This window comes from Flavobacterium bizetiae, assembly GCF_024271895.1.
GTDB lineage: Bacteria > Bacteroidota > Bacteroidia > Flavobacteriales > Flavobacteriaceae > Flavobacterium > Flavobacterium bizetiae.
Window position 1 is genome coordinate 1,618,853 of sequence record NZ_CP091861.1, and the last position, 26,369, is coordinate 1,645,221.

At 33.6% G+C, this 26,369-nt stretch carries 20 protein-coding genes, 1 tRNA gene and 1 riboswitch; of the genes, 16 read left to right on the forward strand and 5 right to left on the reverse strand.

All coding sequences use genetic code 11. The features are described 5' to 3' along the window. The first annotated feature begins 52 nt into the window (after window positions 1–52). Window positions 53–2,926 (forward strand): alpha-amylase family glycosyl hydrolase, encoded by a 2,874-nt coding sequence (locus L0669_RS07245; protein ID WP_263762401.1) that lies wholly within the window; start codon window positions 53–55, stop codon window positions 2,924–2,926. A 108-nt stretch (window positions 2,927–3,034) separates the two neighbouring features. Here the strand turns inward: L0669_RS07245 and L0669_RS07250 are convergent, their stop codons facing one another. Together L0669_RS07250 and L0669_RS07255 are read right to left on the reverse strand one after the other, a co-directional pair. Next, on the reverse strand, window positions 3,035–3,262 hold the full coding sequence (locus L0669_RS07250; RefSeq protein ID WP_263762403.1) for a DUF6814 family protein: 228 nt from the start codon (window positions 3,260–3,262) through the stop codon (window positions 3,035–3,037). A gap of 11 nt (window positions 3,263–3,273) precedes the next feature. Then, window positions 3,274–4,770, reverse strand: a complete 1,497-nt coding sequence (locus L0669_RS07255) for an MFS transporter (protein ID WP_263762405.1) — start codon at window positions 4,768–4,770, stop codon at window positions 3,274–3,276. A gap of 243 nt (window positions 4,771–5,013) precedes the next feature. Next, window positions 5,014–5,206: riboswitch (cobalamin riboswitch) on the forward strand. Between the two features lie 313 nt (window positions 5,207–5,519). Between L0669_RS07255 and L0669_RS07260 the strand changes: the two genes are divergently transcribed. Continuing rightward, window positions 5,520–6,839 (forward strand): DUF5074 domain-containing protein, encoded by a 1,320-nt coding sequence (locus L0669_RS07260; RefSeq protein WP_263762407.1) that lies wholly within the window; start codon window positions 5,520–5,522, stop codon window positions 6,837–6,839. Between the two features lie 792 nt (window positions 6,840–7,631). Here the strand turns inward: L0669_RS07260 and L0669_RS07265 are convergent. Further along, window positions 7,632–7,707, reverse strand: a tRNA-Phe gene (locus L0669_RS07265). A 104-nt stretch (window positions 7,708–7,811) separates the two neighbouring features. Between L0669_RS07265 and L0669_RS07270 the strand changes: the two genes are divergently transcribed. The 7 genes from L0669_RS07270 to L0669_RS07300 all read left to right on the forward strand — a co-directional run bounded on the left by L0669_RS07270 (window position 7,812) and on the right by L0669_RS07300 (window position 14,741). Further along, window positions 7,812–8,543, forward strand: coding sequence for a type III pantothenate kinase (locus L0669_RS07270; protein ID WP_263762409.1), 732 nt, complete (start codon window positions 7,812–7,814; stop codon window positions 8,541–8,543). Then, a complete protein-coding gene (gene bamG / locus L0669_RS07275) occupies window positions 8,540–9,769 on the forward strand; it encodes a BamG family beta-barrel-assembly machinery protein (protein ID WP_263762411.1) in 1,230 nt (409 codons plus the stop codon). The genes L0669_RS07270 and bamG overlap by 4 nt, the downstream gene beginning before the upstream one ends. Window positions 9,770–9,819: 50 nt before the next feature. Next, window positions 9,820–10,377: an LPS export ABC transporter periplasmic protein LptC gene (gene lptC / locus L0669_RS07280; RefSeq protein ID WP_173970826.1), complete on the forward strand. Its 558-nt coding sequence runs from the start codon at window positions 9,820–9,822 to the stop codon at window positions 10,375–10,377. Between the two features lie 2 nt (window positions 10,378–10,379). Next, the gene (locus L0669_RS07285) at window positions 10,380–10,574 is read left to right on the forward strand and encodes a hypothetical protein (RefSeq protein WP_173970827.1); all 195 of its coding nucleotides are present in this window, start codon (window positions 10,380–10,382) and stop codon (window positions 10,572–10,574) included. Between the two features lie 3 nt (window positions 10,575–10,577). After that, complete coding sequence (locus tag L0669_RS07290; protein ID WP_263762413.1) at window positions 10,578–11,840, forward strand: hemolysin family protein; 1,263 nt, start codon at window positions 10,578–10,580, stop codon at window positions 11,838–11,840. A gap of 108 nt (window positions 11,841–11,948) precedes the next feature. Beyond that, window positions 11,949–14,048, forward strand: a complete 2,100-nt coding sequence (locus L0669_RS07295; protein ID WP_263762415.1) for a peptidylprolyl isomerase — start codon at window positions 11,949–11,951, stop codon at window positions 14,046–14,048. A 276-nt stretch (window positions 14,049–14,324) separates the two neighbouring features. Beyond that, complete coding sequence (locus L0669_RS07300; RefSeq protein ID WP_263762418.1) at window positions 14,325–14,741, forward strand: hypothetical protein; 417 nt, start codon at window positions 14,325–14,327, stop codon at window positions 14,739–14,741. A gap of 62 nt (window positions 14,742–14,803) precedes the next feature. Here the strand turns inward: L0669_RS07300 and L0669_RS07305 are convergent, their stop codons facing one another. Then, entirely contained in the window at window positions 14,804–15,724 is a 921-nt protein-coding gene (locus L0669_RS07305; protein ID WP_263762420.1) for a GYDIA family GHMP kinase, read from the reverse strand. Window positions 15,725–15,825: 101 nt separating this feature from the next. Beyond that, entirely contained in the window at window positions 15,826–17,139 is a 1,314-nt protein-coding gene (locus tag L0669_RS07310) for a hydroxymethylglutaryl-CoA reductase, degradative (RefSeq protein ID WP_263762423.1), read from the reverse strand. A gap of 183 nt (window positions 17,140–17,322) precedes the next feature. Here L0669_RS07310 and L0669_RS07315 point away from each other — a divergent pair, with 183 nt between their 5' ends. The 7 genes from L0669_RS07315 (at window position 17,323) to L0669_RS07345 (ending at window position 26,360) form a co-directional block, all read left to right on the forward strand. Next, window positions 17,323–19,494: a S9 family peptidase gene (locus L0669_RS07315; protein ID WP_263762425.1), complete on the forward strand. Its 2,172-nt coding sequence runs from the start codon at window positions 17,323–17,325 to the stop codon at window positions 19,492–19,494. A gap of 36 nt (window positions 19,495–19,530) precedes the next feature. Further along, entirely contained in the window at window positions 19,531–21,207 is a 1,677-nt protein-coding gene (locus L0669_RS07320) for a peptide MFS transporter (RefSeq protein ID WP_263762427.1), read from the forward strand. 76 nt (window positions 21,208–21,283) lie between these two features. Beyond that, a complete protein-coding gene (locus tag L0669_RS07325) occupies window positions 21,284–22,942 on the forward strand; it encodes a peptide MFS transporter (RefSeq protein ID WP_263762429.1) in 1,659 nt (552 codons plus the stop codon). Window positions 22,943–22,957: 15 nt separating this feature from the next. Next, entirely contained in the window at window positions 22,958–24,442 is a 1,485-nt protein-coding gene (locus tag L0669_RS07330) for a peptide MFS transporter (protein WP_263762431.1), read from the forward strand. Between the two features lie 52 nt (window positions 24,443–24,494). Further along, entirely contained in the window at window positions 24,495–24,962 is a 468-nt protein-coding gene (locus L0669_RS07335) for a thioredoxin family protein (protein ID WP_173970837.1), read from the forward strand. Between the two features lie 223 nt (window positions 24,963–25,185). Then, window positions 25,186–25,638: a thioredoxin family protein gene (locus L0669_RS07340; protein ID WP_173970838.1), complete on the forward strand. Its 453-nt coding sequence runs from the start codon at window positions 25,186–25,188 to the stop codon at window positions 25,636–25,638. Between the two features lie 272 nt (window positions 25,639–25,910). Continuing rightward, window positions 25,911–26,360, forward strand: coding sequence for a thioredoxin family protein (locus tag L0669_RS07345; RefSeq protein ID WP_263762433.1), 450 nt, complete (start codon window positions 25,911–25,913; stop codon window positions 26,358–26,360). Window positions 26,361–26,369: the final 9 nt, after the last annotated feature.

Here is a 26,369-nt window from a genome sequence, read left to right on the forward strand (position 1 = left end):
AAGGCTGTCTCTATGATAGCCTTTTTTTATAAACTAACTAACCAACCACATTATGAAAAAAACTTTACTATCAATATTTTTATTGATGGCAGTAGTTGCTTTTGCACAAAAACAAACGGCAACTTACTCCATTAATCCTTCAACTTTTGAGGATACTACACCAATTACCATTACTATTAATGGTACAAGTATTAATGAAAGTACCTGGGGAGTCACCGGGAATGCATTATATCTTTGGTCATGGTCTTATGATGTAAACGATACCACTCAAATGGATTCTCCTTCTAACGGATCCTGGACTGCATCAAATGAAGCAAGTAAGTTTACGTATAATTCGGCAACCGATACTTATACAAAAACATTTACACCATCGGTATATTTTAATAGAAACGGAATTGGAAGAATAGGTTTTCTTGTTAAAGCTAAAGATGGAACAGGTAGTAAACAATCACAGGATATTTTAGTTGAAGTTGGTTCTTTTCAGGTTTCATTGACTTCTCCTGTAGAAAATAGCGCTTCAATTATAGCATCGGGATCTAATTTTAATATTGCTGCTACAAATACAAATGGTGCGGCAAGTTACTCCTTAAAAGCAAACGGAACCGTTATCAATACAAATACAAGTACCGCGAGCTATTCTTATTCTCATATTGGTGTTACAAATAATCAGAGTTATGAGCTGACTGTTACTCAGGCAGGAACTACAATTGTAAAGAAATTTTCGGTAATAGTAAATCCAAATACAGTTTCGCAGGCAATGCCGGCAGGATTGATTGACGGGATTAATTATAATTCGGCCGATGCGACAAAAGCAACTTTGGTCCTGGATGCACCTTTTAAGGATTTTGTTTACGTTGCCGGAAGTTTTAATAATTGGCAGCCTTCATCGGCGTATGCCATGAAAAAAGATCCTGTTTCCGGAAAATTTTGGTTAGAATTAAACGGATTAGTTTCTGGTGTAAATAATACCTATCAATATTGGGTGGTAAAAATTAACCCAATTGCCAACTCACCTTCTTTAGTAAAAACAGCAGATCCTTATTCAACTTTGGTATTGTCTCCTTATGATGATCCTTTTATTCCTGCAGCTTCTTATCCAAATATGCCAGTTTATCCAACAGGACAAAACTTTGAAGTTACAGTTCTTAAAACCGGACAAACGCCATACAACTGGCAAGTAACTAATTTCACAAAACCTGAGAAGGAAAAATTAGTGATTTATGAGGTTTTAGTTCGTGATTTTGACGCTGGTAAAAATTATCAAAGTTTAATAGATAAGATAGAATATTTTAAATCATTAAAAATAAATGCTATCGAATTAATGCCTGTAATGGAATTTGAAGGTAATGAGAGCTGGGGTTATAATACGTCATTTCACATGGCTCTGGATAAATTTTATGGCACATCGGATAAATTAAAAGAACTAATTGATGTCTGTCATCAAAACGGAATTGCGGTCATTCTGGATGTTGCCTTGAATCACGCTTTTGGCAGAAATCCGATGGTCAGAATGTGGATGAACGATCCTGACAGTGATGGATTTGGTGCGCCAACAACTGAAAATCCTTATTTTAATACTGTTGCAAAACATACTTATAGTGTAGGAGAAGATTATAATCACCAATCGGCGAGAACGCAATATTATGTAGAACGTGTAATCAAACAATGGATTCAGGAATATAAAATTGATGGTTTCCGCTGGGATTTAACGAAGGGTTTTACACAAGCCTGTACTGCTTCAGATGAAGCTTGTACTAATGCCTATCAGCAGGATAGGGTAGATGTATTAAAGAAATATGCTGATTATTCCTGGAGCTTAGACCCGACACATTACACCATTTTTGAGCATTTAGGAACCGAAACCGAAGAAAAACAATGGGCAGATTATAAAATTGCTGAAACACCAAGTAAAGGAATTATGATGTGGGGGAAAATGACAAAAGAGTACAATCAATTGTCTATGGGATATGCGACTGAAACTAACATCTCGAAAATGTCGAGTGCAAATCGTGGGTTTGCGGCCAATCGCTTAGTAGGTTATGCTGAAAGTCATGACGAAGAACGTTTGATGTATAAAAATGTACAATATGGTGCTTCTGGTGGAGCTTATAATGTGAAAAATTTAAATACAGCTTTGTCCAGAATGTCGGCAATTGGAGCAATTTCATTGTTAATTCCCGGTCCAAAAATGATTTGGCATTTTGGAGAATTAGGATGGGAGAGTTCTATTTTTACTTGTAATGATAATTCGGTTAACACAGATTTAGATGCTGCTCCGGGAGATTGTAAATTAGATACAAAACCACAGCCTCAATGGGTAAACAATTGGATAGGAAATTCAAATCGTAATAAAGTTTATAACGATTGGGCTAAAATGATTACGCTTAAAAAAACGGAACCTGTATTTTTAGGAACTTCTACAATTCCAAATTCAAATTCGTTAACGGTAAATATTAAAATAACCAATGCTGGTTTAGCTTCGACACAATTAAAAGATGTTGTGATTCTGGCCAATTTTGATGTTACGGCTCAAAATGTTGCAACAGGTTTTCCTTATACAGGAATTTGGTATAATTTAATGGATAATACGACTCTAAATGTCACGGATATAAACGCTCCAATAAATTTGCCTCCGGGAGAATATAGAATTTACGGTAACAAAACAGCAAATTTAGCAATCGAAGATTTTGAAAAAGAAAGTACGGTGAATTTGTATCCGAATCCGGTTTCAGACTATTTTACTTTAAATACTGCTGTTGCAAAAGTTCAGGTTTATTCAATTTCAGGACAGTTGGTTAAAAGTTTTGCTTCAAATGGAAATGTCGATTTTCAATTTGGCGTAAGCGAATTACAAACAGGTTTATATATTATAAAAGCCTCGGACGAAAGCGGTAAAACACAAGTGATGAAGTTTGTAAAAAAATAAATATTTAAGATATATCTCTAACAGATTAAGATTTTGGTTTGGTTAGTAATGCAAAAGGGCTGTTCTATGTAAAATAGACAGCCCTTTTCTCTTGTAATAATTTGATGATTATTTTTCTTTGTTGTTGTATTCTCCAATTACGGCAAAATAACCAAAAGTTCCCAAGCCTAAAACAATAAGAGGAGTAAGAATAAAAAGGATAATAATCCCAAATACTAAGTCATCTTGTTGGTCTGAAAGGAGTTTGGGTAAGCCAAATTCGAAAATGCAAAAGTATGCCGCTGCAATTGCCAGTATAATCCATAAAACACCTAAAACTTGTTTGATCGCATTCATAATGTATAATATTAAAGGTGATTTGTTTTGTTTTTATTATCGATATAAATCATTCCAATTACAAAGCAGATTGAAGCTATAATAATAGGATACCAAAGTCCGTCGAGATAAAAGTCAGGTTTTCCCGCGTGTTTGGCATGTGTAACAAAATAAGTCGAAATAGCCGGGAGTAAGCCCCCAAAAATACCATTACCCACATGGTAAGGCAAAGACATTGAAGTATATCTGATCTTAGTAGGAAACATTTCTACTAAAAAAGCTGCGATTGGACCATAAACCATTGTAACAAATAAAACCTGAATAAAAACTAAGAAAATTAATGTCCACTCGTCGCTCGAATTTATATTGATTGAAATATTGCTTTGAGATTCTTTTTTATCTGCAAAGTCTGTTTTCTTTTCCATATACGTAGTTCCGTCAGTATAGGTTTTTGAAATTGAAGTTATTGTGTCATTATTTTTTGTTGTTTCAATAGTTTGGCTGGTTTTTTCTACGATTTCAGTTTTATAACTTACAGAAGTCGTATTGTACATCATTTTATAAATGGGTCTGTAGAATAAGATTGCCAAAAGCATTCCGCTCATCATAATATATTTTCGCCCCACTTTATCACTTAGCCATCCAAAGAAAATAAAAAATGGCGTACCTATTAATAGAGCAATACCTAGTAATCCATCTACTTGTGAGGAATCGATATTCATTACCGTTTTCATAAAACTCATGGCATAAAACTGTCCTGTATACCAGACAACACCTTGTCCCATTGTAGCGCCAAAAAGTGCCAGTAAAACAAATTTTAAATTATAACGGTTTCCAAAACTTTCTTTTAATGGATTTGCACTCGTCGTTCCTTCTTTTTTCGCTTTAGCAAAAACCGGAGATTCATCCATGTTTTTACGAATCAAATAGGAAACTCCTACCATTACAATAGAAACCCAAAACGGAACACGCCATCCCCAGGAATCAAAATCGGTAGGTGTAAGAATATTTTTCGTAGCTAATATTACCATTAATGAAATGAATAAACCAACTGTTGCAGTGGTCTGAATCCAGGAAGTCCAATATCCTTTTTGTCCCACCGGAGCATGTTCGGCAACATAAGTGGCGGCTCCGCCATATTCTCCTCCAAGTGCTAATCCTTGTAATAAACGTAGAATTAAAACTAATAAAGGCGCCATAAAGCCAATGGTTTCATAACTCGGAATACAGCCTATTAAAAATGTAGATCCTCCCATTAATAATAAAGTAGCCATAAAAGTATATTTACGGCCAATAATATCTCCCAGTCTTCCGAAGAATAATGCCCCAAAAGGCCGCACTACAAATCCGGCTGCAAAAGTGGCCAAAGTGGATAAAAATGCTGCGGTGGGATTATCGCTCGGAAAGAATTTTGTTGAAATTACGACGGCCAAACTTCCAAAAATATAGAAATCATACCATTCAATCATTGTTCCCATCGATGAGGCCGAAATTACTTTCCAGATGCCTTTTGTAGAAGTTTTGCTCATAAACTAATTTTGTGTACTTGGTAATAATTAAAAGTATTAAATATTTTTTCACGAATATAAAAGATAATTTTTTATTTAATTGATACTTTTTTAACAAATGGTGATTATTTGTTGATTTGACATTTATTCTGTAAATCGAAGCTTGTTGATTCGAAAAAAATTATGGTTTGAAGATCTGGCGAAGGCCTTTAAAAATAAAGAACTATTGCTTTTTTAGGAAAGAAAACACTAGTTTTGCAGCTCAAATTTAAAACAGAAAATGGTTGTCATATTTGAATAAATATTGACATTAAAAGGGAATTTGGTGTAAATCCAAAACTGTCCCGCAGCTGTAAGCTCATTAACTGAAACCCTTTAATACGTCACTTTTCATTTTGAAAGGGAAGGCTGGGTGTAGGGAGCAAGTCAGAAGACCTGCCATTTTTATAGTAATAAATAGCTTTCGGGGATTGAAGCTTGAATTAAGAACAATACTTTCACATGGTGTGATATGGTATTGTCTGATTATTTTATTCTCGTAAGCCAAAAATGGATTTATGAGATTTTTTTTCTGCAAATATGATATCGTAAAAGCATTCTCCGGGATGTTCCTCTTCGCGATATTTTCTTTTTCTCCAATAAAAAAATCATTAAAACATGTCGCTGTACAATTTATTGTGCTTTTGCAAAAGTCTATTTATGAGGCTTTTGCAAGGGTTAATTGTATTTCGATTTAAAAATTTAAGTAATATAATTTTAAATATTTAATAATGAAAAACCAATTTTTCTCCAAACCATTAATCGCAATTGCCTCTTTGGTAATGCTAACGGTTTCATGTAATAATGATGACGATTTTACAGCACCTCCGGTAATAAAAGGCGAACTGCAATTAAAAGACACTTTAACTGTTGGGAAAACACTACAATTAAGCTCAAAAATAGCAGATAGAAAAAATGTTTCGTTTGAATGGACTGTAGACGGAAAAGTAGTAGGATCTGATTCTGTTTATATTTTTAAACCGGAAACAAGAGGAGATTTTAAGCTTACAATGACAGCCAAAAATGATGGTGGAAAAGTAGCTCTTACTTATGATATTCATGCCTACGCAGCGTATGAAAATGGTTTCTTTATGGTTAATGAAGGATGGTTTGGTCACGGAACAGGAACGTTAGGATTTTATAGATATGATACAAAAGCTATAGAAGACAGTGTTTTTGTAAAAGTAAATCCGGATAAAGACTTAAAACCGGCAACTTCTACATTAGAATTTGGAACTATCATTAATAAAAAACTATTCTTAGTTTCTAAAGTTGGCGGACCAGTTGTAGTAGCTGATGCTTATTCGCTTAAAGAAGAAAAAAGAATCGCGGCAAAAGGCGGAAACGATTGGCGTGCAGTAGTAGGTGTTAACGAAAATCAGGCGTTGCTTACTTCTGGTAAAGGAATTTTTAAGCTTAATCTTAATACGATGGAGCTGGACGGGCAAATTGATGGTGTTACAGGTCAGGTAGGAGATATTGTTAAGGCCAATGGTTATATTTTTGCATTGTCTGCCTCAAAAGGTGTTGTTGTTATTAATGCTGCGACATTGGCGGTAGAAAAAACTATTCCGGGTATTGTTTTAGGATTTGCTGTTACCGATGATAAAAAAGTATGGGCAGCAGGAGGTAAGAATCTTATAAGTATAGATTCGAATACACTTGAAGTAAAAGAAATTGCATTAGGTTTCCAGGCTTACGGAAGCTGGGGTGCATGGCATCCGGGATCTATAACGGCGGCTAAAAATGATGTTTTTATTGCTAAAAACGGAAGCTTTAGCGGTGGTAAACAAATTTATAAATACACAGGAACTCCAGAATCATTGGCAATGCCGTTTATTACATTAACAAATTCAAATATCTTATACGGAGCAGGAATTGGTTATGACAGAAAGAAAAATGCTTTAGTGCTAAATACATTAAATGAAGGTTTTGGAGTGAATTTCTCTATCAATAATCTATATATATTTAATGCCGATTCAGGAGTTAAAACAGCATCAGTAAACTATTCAGGATATTATTTCCCGGCAGTTTCTGTGTTTCATCAATAATATTTTTGTTTTTAACCGCAAAGAGCGCTAAGATTTACGCAAAGGTTCGCAAAGTTATTTATGCTTTGCGAACCTTTTTTTGTGTGTTGTCAAGTGCCCAGTGGTTAAAACCACGGGCTATATTAAAAAAACAAGAAGAATTAAAGGTGTAGATTAATGTTTGGATTTTTTTAATACAATACAAACATAGCCAACGGTTTTAACCGTTGGGATACAATATAGGAAAGATCCATTGGGCTTTATCGCAGAGTTCGCAAAGTTATTTATGCTTTGCGAACCTTTTTTGTGTGTATTATCAATTGTCTCGTAGTTAAAACCACGGGCTATATTAAAAAATAAGAAGAATTAAAGCTGTAGATCAATGTTTGGATTTTTTTAATACAATACAAACACAGCCAAAGGTTTTAACCGTTGGGACACAATATAGGAAAGATCCATTGGGCTTTATCGCAGAGTTTGCATAGCTCATCATAAAGCTTTGCGAACCTTTTTTGTGTATTATCAAGCATCCCGTGGTTGAAACCACGGGCTATATTAAAAAATAAGAAGAATTAAAGGCGTAGATTAATGTTTGGATTTTTTTAATACAATGCAAACATAGCCAACGGTTTTAACCGCTGGGACACAATATAGGAAAGATCTATTGGATTCTTTGTCGCAAAGTTTACCATAAAGCTTTGCGAACTTTGTGTTTTCTTACCGTAACGTTAAATAAAATCTTAGCATCCTTTGCGGTAAAAAAAATCAAAAAAGTATTAAAAACAAAAAACCCGAATATTGCTATTCGGGTTTTGGTGGTACCTCCAGGGATCGAACCAGGGACACATGGATTTTCAGTCCATTGCTCTACCATCTGAGCTAAGGTACCGTCTTGTGCTCAATGCGGGTGCAAATATAGGATCATTTTTCGTTTATCCAAAACATTTTTTTAAAAAAATCAATTCGTATCTTCGCGTTGGTAAAGAAATAATTATGATTTTAACAATTGATGTGGGTAATACTCGAATTAAAGCTGCTGTTTTTGAGGAGAGTACTGTTCTTGAGAATTTTGTTTTTGAGAAAAATGAGCTGGAAGAAAATATTCAAAAAATTTTAAAAAAATTTTCAAACTGCACCGATTTGGTCGTTGCATCAGTCGGAAAAATCGAAAAAGAATCTTTTTTAGCATTCGAAAAAGATTTAAATGTTCATTTTTTAACTCATGAAGATATTTTTCCTTTTGTAAATAAATATGCAACGCCAAAAACTTTAGGAATAGACCGAATGATTTTGGCTTCAGGAGCAACTTTACAATTTCCAAAACAAAACAGGTTAGTCATTGATGCAGGAACTTGTATTACCTACGATTTTATCGACGAAAATGATAATTATTTAGGCGGAGCAATTTCTCCGGGCTTACGGTTGCGATATGAGGCATTGCACAACTACACGGCCAAGTTGCCTTTGCTGACTTTTGAAACACCTGAAAACTACATAGGGAACTCAACAAAACAGGCTATTCACTCCGGAATTGTCAATGGCTTCGTCTATGAGATTGATGGTTTTATCGATGAATATCGGGCAAACTTTTCAAATTTTATAATAATTTTAACGGGAGGTGATGCAGTTTTTTTGGCTAAACGATTAAAAAATACCATATTTGCCAATTCAAATTTCCTTTTAGAAAGTTTGAACCAAACATTTCAATATAAAAATCGACAATGATTAAAAAAATTATAGTAAGCGCTTGTTTGCTTATCTCGTTCGTTTCATTTGCTCAACAGGGTGCATCTCCTTATTCTTTCTTCGGAATTGGTGATGTTAGATTTAAAGGAACTCTTGAAAATAGATCTATGGCAGGAGTTTCGGTAGAGCAGGATAGTATCCATTTGAATATTGAAAATCCGGCAAGTTATGCCAGTTTGAGACAAACTACTTTTACAGTTGGAGGAACTTTTGGAAGTGCAAAACTTAAAACTACTGACGAATCTGCAAAATCACAAAGATCTACCTTTGATTATTTAGCATTAGGAATCCCAATGGGAAAATTTGGAGCAGCGTTTGGTTTGGTTCCGGTAACTTCTGTTGATTATAGAATCTTAAATGACCAGACAAATGTAACTGACGGAACAAGTTCTCAGCTTCAGGGAAAAGGTGGGGTTAATAAAGTGTTTTTAGGTTTAGGATATAAAATTACACCTAAGTGGAATATTGGAGTTGATGCACAATATAATTTCGGAAAAATCACCACTACCTCTATAGAACTTGCTACAGGAGTTCAAAATGGTACAAGAGAAACTAACGCTGCTGAGTTATCAGGTGTTAGTTTTAATGTTGGTACAATGTATCAAACAAAAATTGATAAAAAATTAAGTTTATTTACGAGTTTGGCTTATACGTTTGCCAGTACTTTAAATTCAAATAATACAAGAGCTATTGCGGTAGACGGAGATCCTGATCCTTATGAAGTTCCGGGGCAGGACAATAAATTAAAGTTACCAAACAAAATTACAATTGGTGCAGGTATTGGTCAGGCAAGAAAATGGTTAGTAGGTACAACAGTTGCTTTTCAGGGTAACGGAGAGCTTGCTAATTACTATAATGCAGGTAATAATGTGCGTTACGAAAAGTATCAAAAATATGCAGTGGGTGGATATTTTATTCCTAACTACGCTTCATTTACAAGTTACCTAAGCAGAATTACCTACAGAGCCGGATTGAAATATGAGAAATTGGGACTAATAGTGAATAACGAATCAATCAATGATGTCGGGATGTCTTTAGGAGCTGGAATTCCAATTGGTGGCGGAACTTTTTCAAACGTAAACGTTGGATTAGAGTTTGGTAAAAGAGGAACAACATCCGCAGCTTTAGTTCAGGAGAATTATTTCAACTTTAGTTTGAGTTTTTCTTTCAACGACAGATGGTTCGTGAAGAGTAAATTCAATTAAGCATAAAAATTGTATTTTTATAAGCTAGTACAATTTACTACATTTGGCAAATGAATTTACCAAAAAGATATATCATAGCGGCTGTCACAGTTTTTACTGTGACACTGTTTTTTGGATGCGAAAGTAATTTTAAAGAAGTTCAAAAAATCAACTTCTCAGAGTTTGTTCCAGGAAGTGATGCAGATACTGTAAATATAAAATATACAGATTCCGGACTTATAACCGGAGTTTTGAAAAGTCCTAAAATGTTAGATTATTCTAATTTGGATTTTCCATTTACAGAGTTTCCAATAGGAATTGACGTTACTTTATACGATAAAAAACAAAAGCGTACTTTTATAGTGTCCAATTATGCGGTTTCATACAAACTAACGGGCATAATAGACTTGCAGGGAAAGGTTAAGATTACTTCAGAAACCGGACAGATGCTGGAGACAGAGCAGTTGTATTTTGATCAGAAAAACGAATGGTTTTATACCGAAAGAAAATTTAAGCTTACAGATGCTAAAGGGGTTTCTTACGGTCAGGGAATCGATTTTAGTAAAGACTTTAAAGTGATTAATTCGCAACGTGTAACGGGTGAATTTGAATCAGACGAAAAATTATAATTATGGGCATTTTAAAATACACACAGTATCTTTATTTATTAATTGCAGCTGCTTTCATTTATGATGGAGTTACAAAGCTAAATTCTCCTGGTGAAAATCCTTGGTTGAGCTTTATAATTGCAGGAGTGAGTGTTTTTATGTTTTTTTTCAGGAGAAAATATGCCAAGAAATTTGACGACCATTATAAAAAACAATAAAAAATGGAAATTAGTATTATAATACTATGTTTAATACTATCAGCCTTTTTTTCAGGAATGGAAATAGCTTTTATTTCTTCGAATAAAATTTATCTTGAAATCGAAAAAAAACAAGATAATTTTTTATCCCGAATCCTAACCAAACTCACAGAAAATCCTTCAAAATTTATTGCTGCGATGCTTATTGGAAACAATGTAGCACTTGTGGTGTATGGCTTTTTTATGGGAGATTTAATTCTAAAATGCATCGACAATTTAGGATTCCATTTTTCTAATCTGACCAGTTTATTGGTTCAGACCATAATCTCGACTTTTGTAGTTTTAATTACAGCAGAATTTTTTCCGAAAGTCTTTTTTCAGATTTACGCTAACTCGCTAATCAAGTTTTTTGCGATTCCGGCTTATCTGTTTTACAGATTGTTTTATTACATCTCTACTTTTTTTATCTGGATTTCGGATTTTGTATTGAGAAAATTTTTCAAAACAGAAGGCGATCAGGTTCAGTTGTATTTTAGTAAAATAGAATTGGGTAATTATATTACAGAGCAAATGAATTCTGTAGAAGACGATGAAGAAGTCGATTCTGAAATTCAGATTTTTCAGAACGCATTAGAGTTTTCAGGTGTAAAAGCGCGTGATATTATGACGCCTCGTACAGAAATAGTCGATGTCGATTTATTTGACAGTATTGAGGATCTTAAAGCGTTGTTTATAGAAACAGGCTATTCTAAGATAGTGGTGAGTCAAAATTCGCTTGATGATATCGTAGGTTATGTGCATTCATTTGATTTGTTTAAAAAGCCTAAAACGATAAAATCAGTTTTAATGACGGTTGAGTTTGTTCCGGAAACCATTTTGATAAAAGATGCTTTGAATTTGTTGATTAAAAAACGAAAAAACGTAGCAGTTGTTTTAGATGAATATGGAGGAACTTCGGGTATAATTACTATTGAGGATATAGTCGAAGAGCTTTTTGGAGAAATTGAAGACGAACATGATTCTGAAGAAGAAGAACTAATCGAAAAAGAGTTGGGAGATGGTAAGTATTTGTTCTCTACAAGATTAGATGTTGAGTATCTTAATGAAGAATATAAGTTGAACATTCCTGAAGAAGATTCTTACGGAACATTAGGAGGCTTTATTGTGAATTTTACCAAAGAAATCCCTCAAAAGGGCGATGAAATCGTGATTGACAGCTATCATTTTGTGATTGAAGAGGCTACAAATAAGAAAATTGAATTGGTTAAATTGACAATAAAAGAGTGATTTTTTTAATTAATGAAAAAAATTGTGTAAAATAAAACGCTAGTTGTATTGTTATTAACTAGATAATTGTATTTTCGCAAACTGAATATAAAATTAACGATAATAAAAATGGCAGTTTTAGCAAAAATTAGACAGCGTTCCGCTTTATTGATAGGAGTTATTGCACTTGCATTATTTGCATTTATAATACAAGATCTATTCACTAGAGGAAGTTTCGGTCAAAGTTCAAAAGATGTAGGAAGCATCGATGGAAAAGATATTTCATTTGAAGACTTTAGAGTTAAAGTTAGTAATGTTGAAAAAAGTGGGCAAGGAATTACTTCCACTGAAGCTGCAAACAGAGTTTGGGATCAAGAAGTTTCAATCGCATTATTATCTTCTCAGTTTGATAAGTTAGGATTAAGAGTAGGTGAAAAACACTTACTTGAAGTTTTAAAATCAGATCCAAACATTGGTAAAAACCCAATGTTCCTAAATGCTGCTGGTGCTTTTGATGTAGCTAAATTTAAAGAATACTTTAAAGCTAATCCTGAAGCAGCACAATATATTTCTGAAAAAGAAAAAGATGCTGAATTAAACGCAAAATTCCAAATCTACAGCACATTAGTAAAAGCAGGTCTTTATACTACTGTTAGCGAAGGAAAATTGAAATATGAAATGGAAGCTAACAAAGTAAACTTTTCTTATGCTGCTGCATTATATTCTTCAATTAAAGATAGCGAAGTAAAAATTTCTGATTCAGATATCGTAGATTATATGAAGAAAAACGAGAAAAAATTCAAAGCGGATGCAACTCGTGAAATTCAATACGTTTTAGTAGAAGACAAAGCTTCAAAAGAAGACGAAGCTGAAATCAAATCTAAAATTACTGCTTTATTAAACGGAAGAGTAGAATATAACGCAAAAACAGGTAAAAACGATACTTTGCCAGGTTTTAGAAACGCAACTAACATTGCTGAATTTGTAAACTCAAATTCTGATGTTCCTTACGATTCTACTTATGTTCCTAAAAATGCTTTACCAGCTTTAGATGCTGATAAATTATTTAGCTTACCTGCAGGAGCAATCTACGGACCATACATTTACGGAAGATATTATGCTATCTCTAAATCTTTAGGATTTAAAGCTGGTGTTAACGCAAAAGCAAGTCATATCTTAATTGGTTACGAAGGATCTCAAACTCCAAACCAAAAAGAGAAAAGAACAAAAGAAGAAGCTAAAGCTAAAGCAGAAGAAATTCTTGCTCAGGTTCAGGCAAATCCAGATAGTTTCATGATGTTGGCTTTTACAAGTTCTGATGATTCATCTGCACAACAAGGTGGTGATTTAGGATATTTTGGTCCAAACCAAATGGTAAAACCATTCAATGATTTTGTATTCAGTAACGGAATTGGAAAAGTTGGTTTAGTTGAAACTCCTTTCGGTTTCCACATTATCAAAATTACTGATAAACAAGACGGAATTCGTTTAGCTACAATTGCTCAAAAAATTGAGCCATCTGAAGCTACTTCTGATAAAGTATTTACATTAGCAACTAAGTTCGAAATGGACGCTGCTAAGAAAGATTTTAATGCTACAGCAAAAGAGTTAGGTTTAAAAGTAGCTCCTCCTGTAACAGCAAAAGCTATGGATGAAGCGTTTGGTCCTTTAGGAAACCAACGTAACATCATCAGATGGGCTTATGACAAAGAAACTAGTGTTGGAGACGTAAAACGTTTTGAAATTGCTAATATTGGACACGTAATTGCTCAATACAAAAGCGAAAACAAATCAGGTTTAGTTTCTGTAACAGTAGCAAGACCATACGTTGAGCCAATCTTGAAAAACAAGAAAAAAGCAGAACTTTTAAAAGCTAAAATGACAGGTTCTACTATCGAAGCTGTAGCTAAAAGTGCTGGTGTAGCAGTTCAACAAGCAACTAATGTTACTATGGATAATCCGGTTTTACCTGGTGGAGTTGGACAAGAGCCTAAAGTTGTTGGTAATGCATTTGCATTAACTGCAAATAAAATTTCTGCTCCAATTGAAGGAAATACAGGAGTATATGTTGTAAAAAACATTAGTACTATCAAAGCTCCGGCTCCGGCTAACCACGCTGAGTACGTTGCTAAAGTAAAAGCTCAAAGTGCATCTGATGCAAGCAGAATCTTACCTGCATTAAAAGCTAACGCTAAAATTGAAGATAACAGATTACAGTTTAATTACTAGTTTGTAGTAAATAAAAGGTTTACATATAAAACCCGAAACGTTCTCATGAATGTTTCGGGTTTTTTCTTTTGTTCTAATAACTCATGAAATTGCTTTTTGTAATAATTATCACCGTATTTTCTTAAGTAATATAGGAATAGTAGAAATGTGATTAAAAAGTTTGTGATATTCAGAATATTACAGTTAATTTGTTCAGATTTTTACTTTACTTATAGAGAAGTTTTTAAATAATATTATAAAAGATAATGAGTACATATTTTAATAATCAAGCGTTTCATGTGTATGTTTAATTTGTTGAGAAAAAGGCCCAGAGTATATTCTAAAATCGAAAATCACATTTTTGGAATAATCACAGAGCTTTTAAAACTAAGCAGTACTGACATCAATAGTGATGAGTTGGGAGGCAAATATTATTTGAGTAATGAAGAGCAGCATTTTAAAGTTACAATCATGAGTAATGATTATGTAATACGACTAACGAACACTCGTGATTCTGTTGCTGAAAAATATGACAAAGCTTTTGTTGAAGATGTTTTGAAAGCCGTGAAGGAAGAGAAACATCGCAGGATGGAAGTTGTGTATGATTCTATTAATAACAGTATCGAAAAAATGGCAGAACGTTTGCACAATACATTGATAGAGTCAAACGAACTGGAAACTCAAAAAGTTCGACATCTGGAGAAAACATCATAAAATAAAAAAAGTAAACCGTTGAGTTTACTTTTTTTATTTTCTATCGGTAATAGATTGCTGTTTTATTGCTGTAATATCATTTCATCATAAGAAAGAATAGTCTCGTATCCTTTTGAACTAAAATAGGTTGTAGGGTCTTCTTTTGAAATTGCCATTACAAAATCACCACCCCAGGCTCCAAGGCTTTTTACAACTCCGTTGAAATCAGAAAAAGCAACTTCTTTAATAGTGCGTATTTCGAGAATATCGCTCATGTGAATTTCATGTTTTTCTACTGCAACGGCGAATTCTTTTATTGTTTTTGCATTTAAGATAGTATCGGTGATTTTATTATTATCGATGATATTATGCGCTAAATGTTGGTTTTTATTATTGTAATACGCATTAATCGCCGCTTTACTATTTTGTTTTTTATTAAGATAAACAAAATAGATGTTTTGGGTAAAATCAGGATTAAAATCAACCGTTTCTACAACGGGTAAATTCTGTTCCAGGCGGTACACGATAGGAGTATCGTTTTGTGCGCAGGCAATATCATAACCGCTTCCGCCAAAACTATTTTTTAAGAGCGTAAAAGCATCAATATTGGTCCATTGGGCAATATTGTTTATTAAAGTAGAAGAGGTGCCCAATCCCCATTTTTTAGGAAATGTAAGTTGGGTGCTAATTTTGTATCCTTCGGAATTATTTATAAAATCTGGGTTTAAAAGATAAGCTTCGTGTAAAATCTGAATTAAAGTCGTTTTTACAGTTTCAATTTTTGCATTGACAGGATTGGTGATTTCAGAAAATGAAATAGTATCCTGATACCAGATGTTTTCATCAAAATCATAGCTTTTCCACTGAATTTCATGGTTGGAACCGTTTTCTATAATTAGATTTTGTCCAAATTTTGTGGGTAATGCAAAAGCCCTGGCGCCATCTAAAACTAAATATTCGCCTGTAATCAGGAGTTTTCCGTTACTATAAAAAGTTGTTTTCATGCTGTATTTTTAAAATAAATTCCAATATTTTAAATTCCAAATTCCAATTAGAAATGGGATTTGGAATTTTATTCGAAAGCTGTAATATTTGGAATTTTTGTTTATTTTCTTATGGTTTCGATAAATTCTACAACGGCGCTATGAGATACGGCATTTTTCTTAAAATGAGATTTAATTAAACGACGCTCGTCTTCGGTAGCTTCAAATTGATTGATGATGTTATTTAGGTGCATTTTCATATGACCTTCCTGAATTCCGGTAGTCGTCAATGATCGCAATGCGGCAAAGTTTTGCGCCAAACCAGCAACGGCAACAATTTGCATTAATTCTTTTGCAGAAGGTTTTTCGAGGATATCAAAACATAGTTTCACCAAAGGATGTAAAGAGGTTAATCCTCCTACGGTTCCTAATGCTAAAGGAAGTTCGAGCCAGAAAGTAAAAATTCCGTTCTCGATTTTAGCGTGGGATAAACTGGCGTATTGACCATTTTTTGAAGCGTATGCGTGAACTCCGGCTTCTACGGCTCTAAAATCATTTCCGGTTGCGAGAATTACCGCGTCAACTCCGTTCATGATCCCTTTATTATGGGTTACGGCTCTAAAAGGTTCGACTTCGGCAATTTGTACAGCTTGTAAAAAGCGCTCTGCAAATTCTTGCGGATTGGTGATGTGCTTTTCTGCTAAATCTTCGATAGGGCAGGAAACTTCGGCTCTAACAATGCAATTAGGAACATAATTAGATAAAATGCTCATCACAACTTTTAGGGTTTCATCTTCTGAAAAAAGATCAGAATCCTGAAATTCATCTTTTAAAGTCGTTGCAAATTGTTCCAGACAAGAGTTAATAAAATTGGCTCCCATACTGTCTTTTGTCTCAAAAGTAGCATGAAGCTGATAATAATTCTCAAGTAAACTTCTTTTGTCTTTTAATTTTATATCTAAAATTCCGCCACCACGTTGTTGCATGTTTTTTGTTATGCTTTGTGTGTCAGAGAAAAATTTTGGTTTTATTTGATCAAAGAATGAATGTAGTTTTGCTGCGTCTCCGCTGAAAGTAAAATGAACCTGGCCAATTTTTTCGGTGTCAATTACAGTGGCTTTAAAACCACCGCGGGTTGACCAGTATTTTGCTGATTTTGATGCTGCTGCCACCACTGAACTCTCCTCAATTGCCATTGGAATCGTTTTGTATTGTCCGTTTATTAAAAAATTAGGAGCAACTCCAAGTGGAATGTAAAGGTTTGTAATGGTGTTTTCGATGAATTCGTCATGCAATTGCTGCAGCTTCTCATCTGAATTTGTGTAATTTCTTATAATATTTAGAGCTTCTTCAGGGCTTGAAAAATAGGTATTGGCAATCCAGTTTATTTTTTCTTTTTTGGATAATTTAGAAAATCCGGCAACAGCGTTGTTCATTCTCAGTATTTTAAATAATAATGTTGCGGCAAAGATACCATTTTAAGAGTTTTGTTTGCAATGTATTTGAAATTTGAAAAGTACGCAAACGTTATTTTTTTTAACATTTAACAGTTGAAATGTGTATTATGTTCATTTTTTTTACTAAAATTGGGCTCTTTTTTATATTTAAAATAATTCTCAATGAATACGAGTAAAATTACTGTAATACTTTTATTTTTAGTGGCTACTGTTTTTGGTCAACAAAAAATTACTGTCGAAGATATTTATAGCGGAGCATTTCGGGCAAAAGGAATGGATGAGTTGCAATCCCTAAAGAATACAGACCAATATACAGTTTTAAATGTAGATCAGGCGAGTAGAAGCATGCAGATCGATTTGTATGACTTTGCGACGCTAAAAAAAGTATCGAACTTAATTGATACAAAAAATCATAAAGATCTTGCAGACGGAATTGACAGCTATACATTTGATGCTTCTGAAAAAAAGATCTTAATTGCTTGTAATTCAAATAAAATCTTTCGTCACTCTTTTACGGCAGATTATTTTTTATACGATATAACAACAAAATCGCTTACTAAACTTTTTGATTTTCAGGTTCAGGAACCAACTTTTTCGCCTGACGGAACTAAAATTGCTTACGCAAAAGAAAACAATCTTTATGTATACGATGTAGCATCTAAAAAATCGACAGCAGTTACGACTGATGGAAAGAAAAATGCGATCATTAATGGTATTACGGATTGGGTTTATGAAGAAGAATTTGCATTTGTGCGGGCTTTTGACTGGAGTAAAGACAGTAAAAAACTAGCTTACATTCGTTTTGATGAAAGCCAGGTTCCGGAATTTTCGATGTCGATGTTTCATAAAGATTTGTACCCAACAATCGAAACGTTTAAATATCCTAAAGCAGGAGAAAAAAATTCGGTAGTTTCATTACATATATATGATGCGGCCGGAAATAGTACTAAAAAAGTAGATCTTGCTAAGTATAATGACTTTTATATTGCGAGATTACAATGGACAAATGATAACAACATACTATCGGCTCAGGTTTTAAACCGCCACCAGGATAATCTTGATTTGTTATTTGTTGACGGAACTACAGCTACTGCAAAAGTGGTTCTAAACGAAAAAGACAAAGCGTATGTTGATGTTACAGACAATTTGACTTTCTTAAAAGATAATAGCTTTATCTGGACAAGCGAAAAAGACGGTTTTAATCATATCTATTTGTATGATAAAACAGGAAAACTTAAAAATCAGGTTACAAAAGGAAACTGGGAAGTAGTATCGTACTACGGTTTCGACGAAAAAAACAAAACTATTTTCTACCAATCTACAGAAAATGGTTCTATCAACAGAGATATCTACAGAATTGGTTTAGACGGAAAAAGCAAAGTACGTTTAACTTCTAAAGTTGGAACAAGCGCGGCGACTTTTAGTCCTAACTTCCAATTTTTCATCAATACATTCTCAAGTGCTTCTCAACCTACGACTTATACTTTAAATGAGTCTAAAACAGGTAAAGAAATTCAGGTGATCGAAAACAATCAGGCTCTTGCAGCTAAATTGAAAGCGTATAATTTACCAACAAAAGAATTTTTTGTTTTGAAAACAGCAAAAGGAAACGAATTGAATGCGTGGATTTTGAAACCTAAAGATTTTGATCCTTCTAAAAAATATCCTGTTTTCATGTACCAATATTCGGGTCCGGGATCTCAACAGGTAAATAATGACTGGAATAATTCTGATGATTATTGGTTCGCATCTCTTACGCAACAAGGTTATATCGTAGCTTGTATTGACGGAAGAGGAACTGGATTTAAAGGTGCTGATTTCAAAAAAGTAACTCAAAAAGAATTAGGGAAATACGAAGTGCAAGATCAAATTGATGCTGCTAAAGTAATTGGGGCTTATCCTTATGTTGATGCGGCAAGAATTGGAATCTTTGGATGGAGTTATGGAGGATTTATGGCTTCGAACTGTATTTTTCAGGGGAATGACGTATTTAAAATGGCAATTGCAGTTGCTCCGGTAACAAACTGGCGTTTTTATGATTCTGTTTACACAGAAAGATACATGCAGACTCCACAGGAAAATGCAAGCGGATACGATCAAAACTCTCCTATAAATCACGTTAGTAAATTAAAAGGTAAGTTTTTGTTGATTCACGGATCAGGGGATGACAACGTTCACGTTCAGAACTCTATGCAAATGATGGAAGCGTTGATTCAGGCGAATAAACAATTTGATTCTCAGATATATCCGGACAAAAATCACGGTATTTATGGTGGAGCGACGCGAATTCAGCTTTATAATAAAATGACTAACTTTATCAAAGAAAATTTATAATCTAAAACTTTAAACCTTAATCAAATAATAAATAATATGGGAGAAACTCAAGTAAAAACTGCGCATCCAAAAGGACTTTGGGTATTGTTTGGAACGGAGATGTGGGAGCGATTCAACTTTTATGGAATGCGAGCTTTGTTAACTTTATTTCTTGTGAATTCATTATTGATGAAGGAAGAAGAAGCATCTTTGATTTATGGAGGTTTCCTTGGACTTTGTTATTTGACACCAATGTTGGGAGGTTTTGTTGCCGATCGTTTTTTAGGTAACAGAAACTGTATTTTATTAGGTGGATTATTAATGGCAATTGGACAATTGTTATTGTTTACCAGTGGTAGTGTTTTTGAAGGTAACAGAGCTTTTGCAACTATCATCATGTATACTGCTTTAGGAGTTATTGTTTTTGGTAACGGATTCTTTAAACCAAACATTTCTAGTATGGTGGGAAGTTTGTATCCTAAACAAGAAAAAACAAAATTAGATAGTGCTTTTACTATTTTCTATATGGGTATCAACATCGGAGCTTTTTTAGGTCAGTCAATCTGTCCTTTATTGGGAGATGTTAAAGACGCTGGAGGAATTAGAGATATTCATGCTTTTAGATGGGGATTCTTAGCGGCTTCTATCGCAATGTTGTTAGGAACTTTACTTTTTTACTTTTTAAAGAATAAATATGTAGTTTCTCCGGAAGGAAAACCATTAGGAGGTTTGCCTTCTAAAAATGAAGCTTCAGATTTTGAAGAAGGAGAAGCTCAAAAAGCGAACTTTTCTAGTAAAGCGCTTACAATTGCAGGAATTGCATTCATCGCTTTAGGGTTCTTTTTTCATTATGTAGTAGGTCAAAACTTAATTTATACCCTGATTTATTCAAGCGGTTTATCATTAGCCGGATTAATTATTTCGGATACTTCTTTAACTAAAGTTGAAAGAGATAGAATTATTGTAATTTATATCGTTTCATTCTTTATTATTTTCTTTTGGGCGGCTTTTGAACAAGCTGGTTCATCATTAACTTTTATTGCAGATAACCAAACAGACAGAAACTTCTTTGGCTGGCAAATGCCTCCATCTATGGTTCAGATCTTTAACGGATTATTTGTAGTTATCTTGGCAGTTCCTTTTAGTATTCTTTGGGATACTTTGAGAGCTAAAGACAAAGAACCAATCTCTCCGGTAAAATTAGCCGTAGGTTTAGTGGTAATCTCTATTAGTTTCTTTATGATTGCTACTCAGGTTTCTTATATCGGAACTTCAGGATTGTTGTTAGTTAAATGGCTTATCTTATTGTATTTCTTAAATACATGTGCTGAGTTATGTTTATCTCCAATTGGTTTATCATTGGTAGGTAAATTATCTCCAAAACGTTTTTCTTCTTTATTATATGGAGTTTTCTTCTTGTCAAATGCTTCTGGTTATGCTTTAGGAGGAACTTTAGGTTCTATCTTGCCTGCAACAGGAGATAAATTTGCAAAAGCAAAAGAATTAGGAATTGATCTTCAGGCAGTTTTAGATAATAAAATTGTACCAACAGCAGAGCAGGTAGCTTTATTAGATCAACATCAAATTAGTGCTCATAATCACTTTTTTGCAGGATTCGAAATCCATAACTTATATGAGTTTTTTATGGTATTTGTTGTTTTAACCGGTATCGCGGCAATTATTTTATTTGCTTTGACTCCATTCTTGAAAAAGATGATGCACGGTGTTCGATAAATAGTAATAATAATATATAAAAAATTACCTACAGGTTCAGACTTGTAGGTAATTTTAATTTTAAAGAGATACAGCTATGTGGAAAAAACACCCAAAAGCCCTTCCTTATTTGTTTTTATCTGAAATGTGGGAGCGTTTTGGTTATTATTTAATGATCGGAATTTTTACTTTATATCTAAAAGATGTAAAAGATGGTTTTGCGATGACAGAGAAAGAGGCTTCTGATCTTTACGGAACTTTTATCGCATTGGTTTTTTTAACTCCTTTTATTGGTGGACTTGTTGCTGACAGGTATTTAGGCTATAAAAAATCTATTGTTTTTGGCGGAATTTTAATGGGTATTGGTTACTTCTTAATGGGAGTACATGATATAACAGTGCTTTATATTGCCATGACTTTGGTAATTGTAGGAAATGGGTTTTTTAAGCCCAATATTTCGACATTATTAGGAAGTTTTTATTCTAAAGAAGAGTATAAAGATAAAAAAGACGAAGGCTACAATATTTTCTATATGGGAATTAATGTTGGAGCGTTTATTTGTAATTTCTTTGGTGCTGCATTGCAGATTCTTTTAGGCTGGCATTGGGCTTTTATGGCTGCCGGTGTAGGTATGTTTATTGGTGTTATTGTGTTTTTATTAGGTACTAAACATTATGTAGGATACGACCAGAAAAAAGGAGTTCAGGAAGGTGATATGCCATTTTATAAAATTATCCTGTTTATTCTATTGCCTTCTTTTGTTTTTGGAGCCATAGGATGGTTGATCAAAGGAGTTGCTTCAGAAACTAATTTAGACAGTTATATCTTTGGTTCAGATAGTACAGATGCCTTTATTTTTGCCTGTATTCCGATTGTTTTCTTTTACGGATCACTTTATTTTAAAGCCAAAGTAGAAGACAAACGTCCGATTGGGGCTTTATTGGCTATTTTTGGAGTTGTAATTTTATTTTGGGCCGTGTTTAAACTTAATGGTTCGGCGCTTACTACCTGGGCAGATCGTTATACTGACAGAGAAGTAGCGGGAACGGCTGGTCAGGTTGTTGGAAAATTAAAATTAGCGAAAGAAGTAGAATACAAAAAAGCAACTACTGAGGTTTACGATCAGCAGTTTCGTTTGCAAAAAGTAAATGGAGTTGTCGAAACAGAAGTAAATTACCCTTTATATTTTAGAAATGTTGCCCCTGAAAAATTGCCTGCAGAAGGAGCGAAAGTACACCTTTGGGCGACCAACTTAAGTCAGTCAATTAATCCGGCATGGGTTATTATATTAACACCTTTGGTTGTGGCATTTTTCTCTTTTTTACGAGCCAGAAAAAAAGAACCTTCAACACCTACGAAAATTGCTTTTGGTTTGTTAATTTCGGCCCTGTCAGTTTTGGTGATGGTTGCTGCAGTACAAATTGGCCATGACGGAGCAGAAAAAGTGAGTGCATGGTGGCTGGTAGCCAATTACGGAATCATAACAATTGGAGAATTATTTTTAAGTCCAATGGGATTATCGGTCGTGTCGAAATTGAGTCCTGTTAATATTACTTCGTTAATGATGGGCGGTTGGTTTTTGTCGACATCAATAGGAAATAAGTTAAGCGGAGTTTTGGCGAGTATGTGGGATACATACGATAATAAAGCTAACTTTTTTTGGGTTAATTTTGCATTGTTAATGTTTGCGACTGTACTAATGTTTGTTTTGGTAAAGCAGCTTAACAAAGTGATGAAAGAACGAGGAATCAATTAAATTATTTATAAATAAATGGAGCAGAAGATCACTTTAGAGGAAATTCAAAATTTTAAAGGCAATTACCCGAAACAATTGTGGTATTTGTTTTTTGTTGAAATGTGGGAGCGTTTTTGTTTTTACGGAATGCGTGGTGTTTTGGTTATTTTTATGGTAGATCAGCTTTTCTTAAAAGAAGATCATGCCAGTGAGCAATATGGTGCTATTCAGGCTTTTGTATATGCTTTTACTTTTATTGGAGGTATTTTTGCCGATAAAGTTTTAGGGTTTAAAAAATCATTGTTTTTTGGAGGAATCGTTATGATTCTGGGGAATCTTTTGATTGCTGTCGCGCCTCATGATATGTTTTATTATGGAATTGCATTCTCTATCATAGGAACCGGTTTTTTTAAGCCAAACGTTTCTTCGATGGTAGGAGAATTGTATCATGAAAACGATGGGCGTAGAGATGCGGGTTATGGAATGTTTTATGCCGGGATAAATGTTGGGGGACTATTTGGTGGTGCCTTGTGTGTTTATTTAGGGAAATACTATTCATGGCAATTATGCTTTTTATCGGCAGCCATTGTGATGTTTTTAGGATTGGTTACGTTTTTATTTACTAAAAAAAATCTGGGACCAATTGGAGATTCTCCATTATTAAATTTAGCGCCTGCTAAAAGAAGGATTCGCGAAATAGCAGTATATGCTTTGTCAATTTTGAGCTTACCGTTTATTTTTATAATGGTAAAAAATACAGACTATACAGATTATTTCATGTACACTATTGGTACAGTGGCTGTTTTGTATTTTGTTTACGAACTGATTAAGTTAGGAGATGCTAAAATGCAAAAGAAATTATTTGCAGCTTTTCTGTTTGTATTTTTCTATTTCTTATTCAATTCTATTTACGAACAAAGTGGAGGATCTTTATCGCTTTTTGCAAAAGATAATCTAAATAATAAACTATTGTTTTTTACAATAGATCCTAATGTTGTTAATAACAGCTCGAATACATTTTTTGTAGTAGTATTAAGTCCGCTTATTGGTTTATTATGGATCTGGTTAGGAAAACGAAAAATAGAACCTAATACTTTAATTAAATTCGGAATTGGATTTTTATTCCTTGCGGCTTCATTCTATATCTTCTATTTAACTAAGTTCTTTGCAGATTCTAAAGGAATTACCTCATTGAATGTGTTTACTTTTGCTTATTTAATCACGACAATTGGTGAGCTTTGCTTAGGGCCAATCGGAATGTCGATCATTACAAAATTGTCTCCAAAAAGACTGTTTGGAATGATGATGGGATTATGGTTTTTAGCAAGTGCTTTTGGTCAGTTGGCAGCAGGTAAATTAGGAGCAGAGATTTCGAGATCAAATACAGGAGATACTTTAGTTTCTAAATTACAATCGTATACAGAAGGATATTATCAACTGGCAATTTATTCACTTGTTGCAGGATTAATTTTATTGGCAATTTCGCCAATTATCAGGAAATTAATGCAAGAAGTAAAGTAGACGTATATACGGATTCTTTTTTTGTTTAAATTTGTGAAAAATTAAAATGACCATGAAAAAAATATTTTTAATAACCTTGTTTTTAGTTGGGGCATTTGCAGTGCAGGCGCAAGAACTAAAATGGTACACTGATGTAAGAGAAGCAATTACGGTTAGTAATAAAGAGCAAAAACCAATGTTGATGTTTTTTACCGGAAGTGATTGGTGTGGTTGGTGTATTCGTTTGCAAAATGAAGTTTTAAAAACACCTGAATTTACTAAATGGGCTAAAGATAATGTCGTTTTAGTTGAATTGGATTATCCAAGAAGAACGCCGCAAACTCCTGAAATTAAAAATCAAAATAACGAATTGCAACAAGCTTTCGGGATTCAGGGATTTCCAACTATTTATTTTACAAGTGCTGAGGCAAAAGATGGTAAAGTAAATTTTAAAGGATTGGGACAAACCGGATATGTTGCCGGAGGGCCATCTGCCTGGTTAACAGTTGCTGAAGGAATTGTACATCCAAAAAAATCTTAAAAAAAAACATACTCAATAATAAGTATAGAAACTCCTTACGTTATCGTAAGGAGTTTTTTTTGTTTAGTAAGAAAAGTTATTCATTTGTTTTGGCGTTTTTATGGCTTTGATATTTTATTATGTGAAAAAAAACATATAATGTATTTTTTGTATTAATAAAAATTGGAAAATTAAAATAATATGTTAATTTCGTCATGCTATACTAACCAAAACCAATTAGAATATGACTAAAAAATTACTTATCCTACTATTTTTTTTAGGTTCATTTTTTCTGCAAGCACAAAATTTAGTTTGGAGAACAAACATGACTGATGCGATTGCCATAAGTAATGAGCTTAGAAGACCAATGCTGATTTTATTCACTGCCTCAGGTGTACCGGAAAATCTTCAGAACGAAATTTTTAAAACCCCGGATTTTGCAGTCTGGTCGCGTGACAATGTCGTTCTTGTAAAACTTGATCTTTCAGACTCTACTATTGAGCAAAGTGATAAAGAGCAAAATATTAAATTAAAAAATGCATTTGGTGTGCAGGAATTACCGGAAGTATGCTTTGCTAGCGCCTCAATCCGAAAAAATAAAACAACATTTAGTGCTTTAGGAAAAATTGCCTACAAACCAGGTGGAGCAAAAGCATGGATAGCAGAATCTAATGCCATCTTGCATCCTAGTGAATGAATTAAATTTAAATTAAGTTTCTTAGTTTAATTTGTAGATTCCCTTTTCGTTTTTAAGCGAAAAGGGATATTTTTTTACCAGCTATTTGTACTGCAAATCAATTGTTTATTAATTATTTGCCGTCATTTTTTATTAAACCAATAAAAAAATAGTAATTTATTATCTATTGTTTATTTGTGTTGAATTTTGGTTAAATAAATTAATTTTTAATGTGATTTTAATATCATTGTTGTTAAATTAGTGAAATAAATATAATTTAAACTTGATAGAATATGAAGCAAAAATTACTTATTTTTTTATTTATTCTAGGGTTTTCTTTTTTGCATTCACAAAATTTAGCATGGAAAACAAACATGAATGATGCCCTTAAAATGTGCGATGAACAAAGAAAACCGCTTTTGATTTTTTTTACATCAGCAGGAATTTCTCCGGCGATTCAGAACGAAGTTTTTGCAACCAGAGATTTTTTAGATTGGTCTGAGAAAAATATTATTTTACTAAAACTTGATTTGTCTGATGCTTCTTTATCTGCCGAAGAAAGAGAACAAAATGTCAAGTTGAAAGAAGCGTTAGGCATAGAGGAAGTACCGAAAGTTTGTATTGCTACGGCTTCTATTCGAAGAAATAAACCCACAATCAATAAGTTGGGCCTGCTTGAATACAATACAGGCGGAGCAAAAAAGTGGATCTCAGAGGTTAAAGCAATATTGAATGGAGATTAATAAACTTCG